This is a genomic window from Aquabacterium commune, assembly GCF_004362855.1.
In the GTDB taxonomy this organism is placed as follows: Bacteria; Pseudomonadota; Gammaproteobacteria; order Burkholderiales; family Burkholderiaceae_C; genus Aquabacterium; species Aquabacterium commune.
On sequence record NZ_SNXW01000008.1, the window covers coordinates 118944 to 130699 of the forward strand.

Here is an 11756-nt window from a genome sequence, read left to right on the forward strand (position 1 = left end):
GTCAGGCGTGGTCAGCGCGGCAGGAAAGGGTTGAAGCGGCGCTCCTCGCCGAAGGTGCTTTCGGGGCCGTGGCCGGGCGTGAAGGTGATGTCGTCGCCCAGCGGCAGCAGGTGCTGCGTGATCGCATGGATCAGCTCGGCGTGGTTGCCGCCGGGGAAGTCCGTGCGGCCGATGCCGCCGTTGAACAGCACGTCGCCCACGAAGGCGTGGCGCGAGCCATCGTGGACGAACACGACGTGGCCCGGCGTGTGGCCCGGGCAGTGCAGCACCTTCAGCGTTTCCCGGCCGATGCCGACCTCGTCGCCATCGTGCAGCCAGCGCGTGGGCGCGAAGCCTTCGGCCTGCGGGAAGCCGAACATCTGGCTTTGCTGGGGCAGGGCGTCGATCCAGAACTGGTCGCCTTCGTGCGGGCCGACGATGGGCAGCTGCAGCGTGCGCGCCAGCGTGCCGGTGGCGCCGGCGTGGTCGATGTGGGCGTGCGTCAGCCACAGGGCCTTGAGCGTGAGACCGCGTTCCTCGACGGCCTGCAACAGCTTGCCGATGTCGCCACCCGGGTCGATCAGGGCGGCTTCGTTCGTCTCGTCGCACCAGACGAGCGAGCAGTTCTGTTCGAAGGCAGTGACGGGCAGGGTGAGGCGGTGGAACATGGGCGCAGGGCAAGGGTCGCGACGCACGATTGTGCGACATCCCTCCTGGGCTCGACCGGAGGGCATTCTTTTGCGGGTGTCCAGAGGGTTTCCCTGCTTGTTTGAAAACCCGGGTTGTCAAAAACTGCGCGTGATTTCTAACCATAAGGGGTTATCTCATGCGGAGTTTTGGGTTGTGGGGCCGCCGTGTCGCGGCGCTGGCGTGCGGTGTCACCCTGATGGGTCAGGCCTGGGCCTGGCCGGCCGATCCCACCGAAGCGGCACGCGCCGCGGGCGGGCCGGGCTCGACCAACGCCGCGCAGTGCAACGTGCCCTACGGCAGCCCGCCAGCGGCCATCAGCACATTGACCTCCGGCATGGGTTCGGCGGCGCTGACGGGGCTGGGTGCCGCTGTGCTCAACCAGTGCGGCCTGATCGGCGCCGAAACCCTGACCTGGACCGACCCCACCGGCGACAAACGCGCCGCCTGCCTGATCGTGCCGCCACAGGCCTCGGCGGCCAAACCGCTGCCCCTGCTGACCTTCCTGCAAGGCTCGCTGTTCCCCGCTGCGCCCCAGGTGCCGCTGACCGGCTGGCAACCACAGACGCGCAAGGCCGACCTCACCGGTGACCCGGCACGCCCCGGCTTCATCCTGCTGGTGCCGATTGGCCGCAACACCCACCACTACTACCCCTTCCCCGACGAATACGCGCCGGGTTGGGACAACTGGCACCGCAACCTCGACCGCAACTCGCCCTTCCTGAACCTGGACGTGGCGGCCATCGACCAGTTCATCGCCATGGTCAAGGCGCGCGGCATCGTCGATGCCAACCGGCAGTACATGACGGGCTGGTCGAACGGCGCGGCGCTGGCTCAGCTCTACGCCCTGAACACGCCCTCGGTCGCGGCGGCGTCGGTGTACTCCTCGCCCGATCCGTTCTCCGACGTGCAGGACCCGTGCGCGCAAAAGCCCTTCGCCACCACCCTCACGCCGCTGATGGACGTCCACAACAGCTGCGACATCATCGGCATCTGCCAGACGGGTTCGGCCTTCCACAAGCAGCTGGCCCAGCAGTTCCCCAAGCTGCAGCAACGCCACGTCATCCTGAATGCGCTCAAGCGCGAGGTCTCGTCGTGCAATGCCTTGTGCGCCAGCCAGAACCCGGTGCTCAACCCGGTGGGCAACGTCAACCACCTGATCTGGCCGACGAACTGGAACAAGGCGATGTTCGACTGGCTGCGTGACCACCCCTTGAGCGCCAAGCCGCGGCCCTGAGGCGCCCATGACGTGCGGTTGAGGCGTGGATGTCACGGCGGGCGGTGCCGAGTTGCGCCATGATGGCGGCTCTGCGGCCCACGCCGCCCACCGCACCGATCGGAGCGCCATGCCCCTGCCGACCCTGCCGACATTGTCACATCGCCCCCTCATCACCAGCTTGATCCTCGCTTGCGGCACGCTGTGTGCCAGCGGCGCTGCGCGTGCCCAGGCCGATCCGGGCGAGGTGGGGCCGCAGCCGCTGTGGGAGGTGGGTGCGGTCGGTGTCGGCGTGTCGCAGCAGGCCTACCCGGGCTCGGACCACCAGGTCCGCCGTGGTCTGGTGTTGCCGTATTTCTTTTACCGTGGCAAGGTGCTGCGCGCCGACCGCGACACCACCGGCCTGCGCGCCATCAAGACCGACACCTACGAGCTGGACCTCGGCGTGGCCGGCGCTTTCGGATCGAGCTCGGACAAGATCGAAGCCCGTCGGGGCATGCCGGACCTGGGCACACTGATCGAGTTCGGGCCGCGCCTGCGCTGGAACCTCGGCGCAGGCCCCGGGGGCGGCAGCTGGCGTGCTGTGTTGCCGTTGCGCGGTGTGTTCGACCTCAGCGACCGTGGCGCACACCGCGGCATGTCGCTGGAGCCTGAGCTGCAGTTCCGCCGCCGTGCAGACGCCGGCTGGAACTACACCGCCAGCGTGGGGGCCATCTTTGCCGACCAGCGCCTGGCACGCACCTTCTATGAAGTCGAGCCGGCCTACATCCGTGCCGACCGCCCCGCCTACGAAGCCCGTGCCGGCCTGGTGGCTTGGCGCGTGGGCGCGTTCGCCACCCACAAAATCGACCGCGACTGGCGCGTCTTTGGCTTCGCGCGCATGGACACCGTGGCCGGTGCGGCCAACCGCGACAGCCCGCTGGTGCGCCGCCAGACCGGCTTCACGGCCGGCATGGGCGTGTCGTGGACGTGGCTGCGCTCAGACGCTCTCGCGCAGGACTGAGTCTGCGCTCCGGCCCGGGCCTGCAACAAGCCTGGCCGGTCCATGAACGCCAAGGGGCGATGCCGCATCACAGCAGCATCGCCCCTTGTCTTGGTGTGACTGCCCCCGTCAAACGAGGGCGGGCATCACTTCTTCATGCCGGTGCTGGCAGCGGCGGCCGAGGCGCCTGCTTCGACCTTGGCCGCGTCCGTCTTGACGGCGTCAGCCTTCTTGCCGGCTTCGGCCTTCATGGCCTTGTGCTGTTGCTTCATGCCTTCGTGCTTCTTGGCGTGCTCGTGCTTGGCGCCAGAGGCGGCGGTGGCCACAGCCGATGCGGCAGCGGCGGGTGCGGCTTCCTTGGTCATCGGGGCCTGGGCGAAGGAGGCGGCAGCGAAGGCCGACAGGACGGAAGCGATCAGCAGGTTCTTGGTCATGGTGTTCTCCAACAGGGAAGTGGGTTCTGGTGGCCCCAGTGCCGGGGCCGTTGAGCGAGCCCTGTGTGTCGGGCTTGTACCTTCAACGGGGCCCGCAGGGGCGGCGTTGACCCGGTTTGGTGAAGAAGTGAAAAGCGGGATGCAAGGGTCTGTAACGGTGCTTTGAGCGACGCCCCCCAATGGCGTTAGAATAAATGTGCAAAACGCACATTCAATGAAGTGTGCATGCACGAAACGGAATCCCCGCCGTACCCATCCGCTCGTTGAGGACACCATGCAACACACCACTTCCCTGAATTCCCTGCGCCAGAATACGTTCACCCCCCTGCGTGGCCGCCTGGCCCTGAGCGCATTGGCGGCCGCCGCCGTGCTGACCCTGGCCGCATGCGGTGGTGGCGGCAGTGGCAGCAGCACCGCTTCCAGCAGCGGCCAGGCCACGACCGCCGCCACCTACTCGGGCGCCGTGTCGGGCCTGGGCTCCATCGTGGTGAACGGGGTGCGCTTCTCGACCAGCGACGCCAGCACGACCGACGCCGAGTCGGGCGGTGCGTATGCGCGCGCCTTTGCGCTGGGCACCACGGTGTCCGTCACGGGCGATGTCGATGACAACAGCGCCACGGCCACGGCCTCGTCGATCACCGTGCACGGTGGCGTGCGCGGCGCGGTGACCGCGGTGGACACCACGGCCAACACCCTGACGGTGGCCGGCCAGACGATCAAGGTCGATGCGAACACGGTGTTCGAGGGCCTGAACAGTGCATCCCTGACGCTGGCAGGGCTCAAGTCGGCCGTGGACGCTGCCAACCTCACCGTCACGACGGCGGACACGGTTTACGCCGAGGTCCATGTGGTGGGTGATGCCGCCAGCGGCTTCCTGGCCACGCGTGTGGAGCAGAAGGCCACGATCGCCGAGGGCCATGCCGTTGTGGGCAAGATCGTGACGGGCTCGCTCAACGGCACGAGCTTTGGTCTGCTGCTGCGCAATGGCGTCACCGTGATGGTGGGCTACAGCGCCGCCACGCTGCGCCCCAATGGCGTGACGCTGACCGAAGGCACGGCCGTGCGCGTGGTGTCCACCACCAACCCGGCCACCCTGAGCAATGGCAACACGCTGACAGCCACCAAAGTCATCGTCAAGCGCGATCGCGCCATCACGGGCCGCGCGAAGGTGCGCGGCGCGGTGTCGGCCATCAGCGGCACGACCCTGACGGTCAACGATGTGACGGTGGATGTCTCGCAAGCCCGGTTCGACGATGGTCTGACCCTGGCCGGCCTGACCGTGGGCACGGTGCTGAAGGTGGAGGGCACGTTCACCAACGGCGTGCTGGTGGCCCGCGAGGTCGAGGCTGACAGCCGTGAGTACGACGCCGCCAATGGCGGTGGCGTCAAGCTCTACGGTGTGGTGTCGAACGCCACGGCGGGCACACCTGCCACCTTCAGCATCCAGGGCGTGACCTTGACCCTGCCGGCGACCGGCGTGACGTTGCCCAGCGATGGCACTTACGTCGAGGTCGTGGCCCGCTTGGTCAACGGCGTGCTGACCGTTGTGCGTGTCGGCAACGACGACAACCGCGCCCAGCGCAGCTTCGAGGTGTACGGCACCACGCCCTGTGCCACGGGCAGCAGCGACCTGATGGCCAGCTTCACCCTGACCCTGCGCAACGGCACGACCACCACCGTGGACGGTCGCACCGCCACCATTGAGCTGGAAAACGGCGTGAGCATGACGTCGGGCCAGGCCAATGCGCAGTGCTTCGTCGAGGTCAAGGGCGCCGTCACCAGCACGAACACCGTGACCGCCACCCGCATCGAGGTCAAGGCACGCACCGTGCCCACCGCGAACTGAGTCTCCCTGAACCCGAGCAGATCCTCCCTGAGGTCGGGCCTTCGGGCTCGGCATTTGGCGCCCTCTGGGGCGCCTTTTTTTTGGGCATGATGGGGTGTGTTCCTCTTTGCCGGCGTCCTGGTCGGCCTGTTTGCCATGTCCATGCCCGCGCCTTGGGTCCGTGCCCTGCGCCATCGACCGCGCTTGTTGGCCGCGGCCGCAGTGGGGCTGTCGGTTGGGGGCACCGTGCCCTACCTGATGCCGTGCAGCGAGGTGACGCGCTGGTTGATGGGCTGGAATGCGGGCGCCCTGGCCTACCTCGTGCTGGTCGGGGTGATGATGGCGCGCTCCAGCAGCGAGTGCATGCGCCGCCGTGCCCTCACGCAAGACGATGGCGCCGTCACCATCCTGGCTTTCGTCGTCATGGCGGCCTTGGCCAGCCTGGGCGCCATCGTGGCCGAACTGGGGCTGGCGCGCGATGAACACGGCCTGGCCAAGCACTTGCACATCGGCCTGGCGGCGGTGACGGTGGTGTCGTCGTGGACGTTCACACAGGTGATGTTCGCGCTGCACTACGCGCACGAGTTCTACCGCGCACAACAGCGCGGCTTGCCCGGCGGCTTGACCTTCCCCGACACCACGCAGCCCGGCTACCTCGACTTCGTTTATGCCGCCGCCATCATCGGGACATCGGCGCAAACCGCCGATGTGTCTTTCAGCAGCTCGGGCATGCGCCGCGTCGGCCTGGTCCACTCGGTGCTGGCCTTCCTTTTCAACACGACCTTGCTGGCGCTCATGGTGAACGTTGGCGCCAACCTGATCTGAGGTGCCTGTGGACACGTCATCGCCGCAGGGACTGAGTCAGGCCGAGGCCCGCGCGCGGCTGCAGGCGCACGGCTTCAACGAGCTGCCGCAGGCCCGACGGCGCAGCGTCTGGCGCATGGCCGCCGAGGTGCTGCGCGAGCCGATGTTGCAGCTGCTGCTGGCCGCGGGCGGCATCTACCTGCTGCTGGGCGACCGCGGTGAAGCGATGATGCTGATGACCTTCGTGGCGCTCACCATCGGCATCTCGCTGCACCAGGAGCGCCGCACCGAGCGCGTGCTCGAAGCCCTGCGCGACCTCAGCAGCCCGCGTGCGCTGGTGCTGCGCGATGGCCAGCGCTGCCGCATCGCTGGGCGCGAGGTGGTGCCCGGCGACTGGCTGGTGCTGGCCGAGGGCGACCGCGTTCCGGCCGATGCGGTGGTGCGCGAGGCGCAGGCGCTGCAGGCCGACGAGTCCCTGTTGACGGGGGAGTCGGTGCCGGTGCGCAAGGCCGCGAGCGGCGAGGCGGTGTCGTCCGCAAGCTGGGCCGCGGTGCGACCCGGTGGCGACGACCTGCCCATGGTGTTCGCCGGCTCGCTGGTGGTGGGTGGCCACGGCCTGGCCGAGGTGGTGGCCACCGGTGCGCGCAGCCAGATGGGCGCCATCGGCCAGGCCTTGCAGGCCATGGAGGCCATGCCCTCGGCCTTGCAGCGCCAGACGCGGCAGATGGTGCGCCTGTTCGCCGTGCTGGGGCTGGGCCTGAGCGCCCTGGTCATTGCCCTGCACGGGTGCTTGCGCGGCGATTGGCTGGCCGCGGTGCTCAACGGCATCACCCTGGCGATGTCGATGTTGCCGCAGGAGTTCCCGCTCATCCTCACCGTGTTCATGGCGATGGGGGCGTGGCGCTTGTCGGCCGTGCGCGTGCTGGTGCGCCGTGCCAGCGCCATCGAAACGCTGGGCGCGGCCACCGTGCTGTGCACCGACAAGACGGGCACGCTCACGCTCAACCGCATGGCCGTGGCCGAGTTGTGCGTGGCCGGGCAGACCTGGCGGGTCACGCACAGCCTGCCCGAGGCCTTCCACCCGCTGCTGGAGTACGGCGTGCTGGCCAGCCAGACCGAGCCGCTGGACCCGATGGAGCAGGCCCTGTGGCGCCTGGCCCGCGAGCAGCTGCCCGAGCCCGAGCGCACCCACATGCAGACCCACCTGCACCCCGACTGGCGCCTGGCGCGCGAGTACGCCCTGAGCCCCGAGCTGCTGGCGATGTCGCACGTGTGGGCGCAACCGGGGCACCGCCAGCACCTGATCGCGGCCAAGGGCGCTCCCGAGGCCGTCGCCGATCTCTGCCACCTGCCCGAGGCCTTGCGCGCCGAGTGGCGGCAGCAGGCCGAGGCCATGGCCGCGCGCGGCCTGCGGGTGCTGGGTGTGGCGCAGGCCCGCCACGAGGGCCCTGCGCCCGGCGAGCCCTGGCCGGCCATCCAGCACGACTACGACTTTGAGTTCCTGGGCCTGATCGGTTGGCTCGACCCGCTGCGTCCGGGCGTGCAAGCGGCGGTGGCGCGTTGCCGCGAGGCCGGCATCCGCGTGGCCATGGTCACGGGCGACCACCCGGCCACCGCCTTGGCCATCGCCGAGCAGGCGGGCATCGACGTGCGCGCTGGCGCCTTGCGGGGCGAGGCGCTGGAAGGCCTGTCGGATGCCGACCTGGCCCTGCGCGTGCGCGACACCCATGTCTTCGCGCGCGTCATGCCCGAGCAGAAGCTGCGCATCGTGCGGGCCTTGCAGGCCAGCGGTGAGATCGTCGCCATGACGGGCGATGGCGTCAACGACGCGCCTTCGCTCAAAGCGGCCGACATCGGCGTGGCCATGGGCGCGCGCGGCACCGACGTGGCCCGCGAGGCGGCGTCGCTGGTGCTGCTCGACGACGACTTCCAGGCCATCGCCCAGGCCGTGCACCTGGGCCGACGCATCAACGACAACCTGCGCAAGGCCATGGCCTTCGTGCTGGCCGTGCACGTGCCGATTGCCGGGTTGACGCTGTGGCCCTTGCTGGCGGGCTGGCCTCTGTTGTTCATGCCGGTGCACATCGCCTTCCTGGAGCTCATCATCGACCCGGTGTGCTCGGTGGTGTTCGAGGCCGAAGCCGCCGAGCCCGACGCCATGCGGAGGCCGCCGCGGCGACCCGGTGCGCCGCTGATCGACCGCGCGCAGGTGCTCTGGAGCTTGCTGCAAGGCGCGGTGGTGCTGGCGTGCGTGGGCGGCTGGTACGCTTGGTTGCTCTCGCCCGATGCCGGCGCGCAGGCGTGGCTGGGCGCGCTGGACGAGGCTCAGTCGCGCACCGCGGGCTTCGTGGCGCTGGTGGTGGCCGATGTGGCGCTGATCTTGAGCAACCGCACGCTCACCCAGCCCGTGTGGGTGGCGCTGGGGCGGGCCAATGGCGCGCTGTGGCGCATGTTGCTGGCCACCGGCGTGGTGCTGGGCGGCATCCTGCTGTGGGCACCGCTGCGCGGGCTGTTCCACTTCGGGCCGCTGTCGGCCCCGGTGCTGGGCGGCGCGGTGGCGGTGGGGGTGGCCTGCCTGCTGCTGCTGGAGCTGCTGAAGGCGGTTCGGGCTGCGGCGGCCCCGCGCGCGGCGTGATGGGCCCTCGGCCCAGCCTCAGCCTCAGTAGCGGTAGCTGATGCCGATGCTGGCCTGCGGCAGCACGCGCACCTTGGCGACGTTGTCGCGCAGCTCGCCGGTTTTCACGTCGATGTCGTTCTGCGTGAGGATGCCGGGGTAGTTCTCCAGCAGGTTCTGGTGCACGCTGAGCTTGGCGCGCCCGATGGACACGCCCACATCGGCGATGAAGCCCCAGCCGGCTTCGCGCGCCTGGTGGCCCCAGCCCAGCCCGAAGTAGGGCGTGATGCGCGGGATTTTCACCGTCGCATCGAAGCGGTCGTTGGCGGTGGGCGTGATGGTCGTCTGGTTGAACGTGACCGAGGTGTTGCCGTCGAAGCGTGTCTTCAGGGTCAAGGCCGTGTCGTTGATCGTCAGGCCTGTGGTGAAGCGGAAGCGCCCGCCGAACGGGAAGTAGTCGCCGAACAAACCGATGCGGTTGTACTTGAACTTGACGCTGTAGGGGATGCCCGATTCCGTGCGGCTGCGGGTGAACGAGCCGGTCGTGCCCGCGTCCACACGCAGGCCCAGGTGTGGGTTCACCGTGTGCGCATAGCCCACCACGACGCCCGGCAGGCCCACGCTGCCATAGACCTCACCGGCGAGGCTGGCGGGCGCCCAGGTCAGGCAGGCCAGGCTGAAGCCGCTCAGTGCCAGCAGGGACGACAGGGGCAGAGATGTGGGCGCACGACGTGCCATGGCAAAGCTCCGGATCAGGACGGTGGGGCCTTGACTGTAGGAGCGCACCGTGTCACGCCAAAGGCCAATGAGTGACCTGAGGCGGGGGCTGTTCGTCGTTTGGGGCCGCCTGGGGAATGCTGGCCCCCGACCGTTTCAGCGCTTGCGCGGCGGCGGGGGCATGCCCGGTCCGCGGCCTTCGATGTGGCGGAAGGTGATGCGGCCCTTGCTCAGATCGTAGGGCGACAGCTCCAGCGACACCTTGTCGCCGGCCAGGATGCGGATGTGGTTCTTGCGCATCTTGCCGCCCGAGTAGGCGATCAGGGTGTGGCCGTTGTCCAGGGTCACGCGAAAGCGGGAATCGGGCAAGACTTCGTCCACCTTGCCTTGCATTTCAATCAGGTCTTCTTTGGACAAGGGGGCTTCCTTGAGTGTGTTGGGGAAGGGGGGTTGAACACAGATTTGTCCTGCTTGTGGGGACAACCCCACAGTGTAGCGCGGGGTGCAAGAAAGCGCCAGCGTCTGCAGGGCCATCCCAAATCTCGGAAGATGGCTTCCTTGCCCAGGAGCCCCCCCCATGAAAGCCATCGCCTACCGCCAGGCCCACACCCTCGCCGACGCCCCCGGGCTGGAGGACGTCACCCTGCCGGACCCCGTGCCCCAGGGGCGCGACCTGCTCGTCGAGGTGCGCGCCATCTCCGTCAACCCGGTGGACACCAAGGTGCGCCGCAGCACCAGCGCACCCGAAGGCGGCTGGCAGGTGCTGGGCTGGGATGCGGCCGGCGTGGTGCGCGCGGTGGGGCCGGAGGTCACGGCTTTCCGAGTCGGCGACCGGGTCTGGTACGCGGGCGACATCACCCGACCGGGCACGAACGCCGAGCTTCACCTGGTGGGCGAGCGCCTTGTCGGGCCGATGCCGCAGACGCTGGACTTCGCTCAGGCCGCGGCCCTGCCACTGACCGCCATCACCGCCTGGGAGCTGCTGTTCGACCGCCTCGGCCTGACCGCCGGCGAAGCTTTCGCGCCGCAGAGCCTGCTCATCGTTGGCGCGGCCGGCGGGGTGGGGTCGGTGCTGACGCAGCTGGCGCGGCAGCTCACCCGCGCCACCGTCATCGGCACGGCCTCGCGCCCCGAAACCCAGGCCTGGGTGCGCGAGCTCGGCGCCCACCACGTCATCGACCACACGCGCCTGCTGGCCGAAGAGCTGCAGCGCATCGGTGTGCCGCAGGTCACGCACATCGCCAGCCTGACGCAGACCGACCAGCACTTCGCGCAGTGCGCCGAGGCCATCGCGCCGCAAGGCCGCATCGCCCTGATCGACGACCCGGCGCCCATCGACGTGCGCTTGCTCAAGCGCAAGAGCGTGTCGCTGCACTGGGAGCTGATGTTCACGCGCTCCCTGTTCCAGACCGAGGACATGGCCGAGCAGCGCCGGCTGCTGACCGAGGTGTCCCGGCTGGTGGACGCGGGCACCCTGCGCAGCACCGTGGCCGAGCACTTCGGTGCCATCAACGCGGCCAACCTGCGGCGTGCCCACGCCCTGATCGAGTCAGGACAGGCGCGCGGCAAAGTCGTGCTCGAAGGCTTCGCGCAGGACGAAACCCCACGCTGAGCCTCGCCCCACTGTCGTCATAGGCTGAACTCGTAATCGATCGTCAGCGGCGCATGGTCGCTGAATCACTGGTCCTTGAAGACGCTGGCGGCTTTGGCCGTGGCCGCCAGGCCGGGTGTGGCCAGGTGGTAGCCCATCCGGCAAATGACCCACATTCAGATGACGTCTGTCGGCCCTGACTGGACTTTCAGTTTCTTGATCTTGTCGCCCCCAAGCGGTCATCCAAGCCTATGCCATTGCGCTTGATGGCTTCTCCCCAGCCATCCCGGCATGCTTGCATGCGTTGCAGTGCTGGTGCCACTTCGCAAAGGATGTTGACAGGCGAATTCAAATGAATACAATCGAATTCAATCGAATAAAACCAAGGTGACCCGCCATGGTTGCTCACGCACCCGCCACTTCAATGGAGCCGCTCTCGGCCCGAATTCCGAGCGACCTCTACCTCTGGCTCGCTCAACTCCAAGTCGAAGGTGCCACCACGAACAGCGATAAGCTGCGAGTCCTGCTCGGGCAGCTCAAGCGGCAGCACGATGGTGAGCTCGACTACGTTGCCGCACACGCCTGGGCCCGCGATCTGATGCGCCGGTTGCGCGAATCGCTTGTCCGTACCGAGGGGCGAACTGGCAAGCAATCCGAAGTGGTGAACTTGTTGCTCGACCACCTGACTTCCACGCTGGCCCTGGTGGTGAGCCAGGCACCGGCCAGCGAAGGCGACGCCACCAAGTTTGAGGAGGCCTTGGTTCGCCGCGCCTTCGCCCTGTGTGAAACCCTGCTGCGCCAAGGCACCACGCCGAGCGCGGCAGCTTACGATCCAACCGTTGTTCGGCGCCTGATGGCGCCGACGATCGAACTGGTCATGAACCTGCAAACCTCGAAAGGATCCTGA

At 68.5% G+C, this 11756-nt stretch carries 11 protein-coding genes; 7 read left to right on the plus strand and 4 right to left on the minus strand.

Annotated features, from left to right (window positions below; all coding sequences use genetic code 11):
- Positions 1-11: 11 nt before the first annotated feature.
- Positions 12-647 (minus strand): MBL fold metallo-hydrolase, encoded by a 636-nt coding sequence (locus EV672_RS13955; protein WP_133610257.1) that lies wholly within the window; start codon positions 645-647, stop codon positions 12-14.
- Positions 648-865: 218 nt separating this feature from the next.
- Between EV672_RS13955 and EV672_RS13960 the strand changes: the two genes are divergently transcribed.
- Both EV672_RS13960 and EV672_RS13965 read left to right on the plus strand, forming a co-directional pair.
- The gene (locus tag EV672_RS13960; RefSeq protein WP_133610259.1) at positions 866-1903 is read left to right on the plus strand and encodes an alpha/beta hydrolase family protein; all 1038 of its coding nucleotides are present in this window, start codon (positions 866-868) and stop codon (positions 1901-1903) included.
- Between the two features lie 109 nt (positions 1904-2012).
- Positions 2013-2885, plus strand: coding sequence for a MipA/OmpV family protein (locus tag EV672_RS13965; protein WP_133610261.1), 873 nt, complete (start codon positions 2013-2015; stop codon positions 2883-2885).
- 125 nt (positions 2886-3010) lie between these two features.
- Here EV672_RS13965 and EV672_RS13970 read toward each other — a convergent pair whose 3' ends face one another.
- A complete protein-coding gene (locus EV672_RS13970) occupies positions 3011-3298 on the minus strand; it encodes a hypothetical protein (RefSeq protein WP_133610263.1) in 288 nt (95 codons plus the stop codon).
- Between the two features lie 274 nt (positions 3299-3572).
- On the opposite strand from EV672_RS13970, the gene EV672_RS13975 reads away from it, so the two are divergent.
- From EV672_RS13975 to EV672_RS13985, 3 genes are all read left to right on the plus strand, one after another.
- Complete coding sequence (locus tag EV672_RS13975) at positions 3573-5144, plus strand: DUF5666 domain-containing protein (RefSeq protein ID WP_133610265.1); 1572 nt, start codon at positions 3573-3575, stop codon at positions 5142-5144.
- A 96-nt stretch (positions 5145-5240) separates the two neighbouring features.
- Positions 5241-5948, plus strand: coding sequence for a DUF1345 domain-containing protein (locus EV672_RS13980; RefSeq protein WP_243738698.1), 708 nt, complete (start codon positions 5241-5243; stop codon positions 5946-5948).
- A 7-nt stretch (positions 5949-5955) separates the two neighbouring features.
- Positions 5956-8562, plus strand: a complete 2607-nt coding sequence (locus tag EV672_RS13985) for a cation-translocating P-type ATPase (protein ID WP_208110776.1) — start codon at positions 5956-5958, stop codon at positions 8560-8562.
- A 24-nt stretch (positions 8563-8586) separates the two neighbouring features.
- Here the strand turns inward: EV672_RS13985 and EV672_RS13990 are convergent, their stop codons facing one another.
- Positions 8587-9279, minus strand: coding sequence for a hypothetical protein (locus EV672_RS13990; RefSeq protein ID WP_133610269.1), 693 nt, complete (start codon positions 9277-9279; stop codon positions 8587-8589).
- Positions 9280-9414: 135 nt separating this feature from the next.
- The gene (gene infA / locus EV672_RS13995) at positions 9415-9675 is read right to left on the minus strand and encodes a translation initiation factor IF-1 (RefSeq protein WP_133610271.1); all 261 of its coding nucleotides are present in this window, start codon (positions 9673-9675) and stop codon (positions 9415-9417) included.
- Positions 9676-9835: 160 nt separating this feature from the next.
- On the opposite strand from infA, the gene EV672_RS14000 reads away from it, so the two are divergent.
- Both EV672_RS14000 and EV672_RS14005 read left to right on the plus strand, forming a co-directional pair.
- A complete protein-coding gene (locus tag EV672_RS14000; RefSeq protein WP_133610273.1) occupies positions 9836-10870 on the plus strand; it encodes a zinc-binding alcohol dehydrogenase family protein in 1035 nt (344 codons plus the stop codon).
- A gap of 376 nt (positions 10871-11246) precedes the next feature.
- Positions 11247-11756, plus strand: coding sequence for a hypothetical protein (locus EV672_RS14005; protein ID WP_133610275.1), 510 nt, complete (start codon positions 11247-11249; stop codon positions 11754-11756).

Bases quoted from the DNA above. Each gene is read 5' to 3' on its own strand.
- EV672_RS13955 (WP_133610257.1), bottom strand. From the start codon at position 647: ATGTTCCACCGCCTCACCCTGCCCGTCACTGCCTTCGAACAGAACTGC.
- EV672_RS13960 (WP_133610259.1), top strand. From the start codon at position 866: ATGGGTCAGGCCTGGGCCTGGCCGGCCGATCCCACCGAAGCGGCACGC.
- EV672_RS13965 (WP_133610261.1), top strand. From the start codon at position 2,013: ATGCCCCTGCCGACCCTGCCGACATTGTCACATCGCCCCCTCATCACC.
- EV672_RS13970 (WP_133610263.1), bottom strand. From the start codon at position 3,298: ATGACCAAGAACCTGCTGATCGCTTCCGTCCTGTCGGCCTTCGCTGCC.
- EV672_RS13975 (WP_133610265.1), top strand. From the start codon at position 3,573: ATGCAACACACCACTTCCCTGAATTCCCTGCGCCAGAATACGTTCACC.
- EV672_RS13990 (WP_133610269.1), bottom strand. From the start codon at position 9,279: ATGGCACGTCGTGCGCCCACATCTCTGCCCCTGTCGTCCCTGCTGGCA.
- EV672_RS14000 (WP_133610273.1), top strand. From the start codon at position 9,836: ATGAAAGCCATCGCCTACCGCCAGGCCCACACCCTCGCCGACGCCCCC.
- EV672_RS14005 (WP_133610275.1), top strand. From the start codon at position 11,247: ATGGTTGCTCACGCACCCGCCACTTCAATGGAGCCGCTCTCGGCCCGA.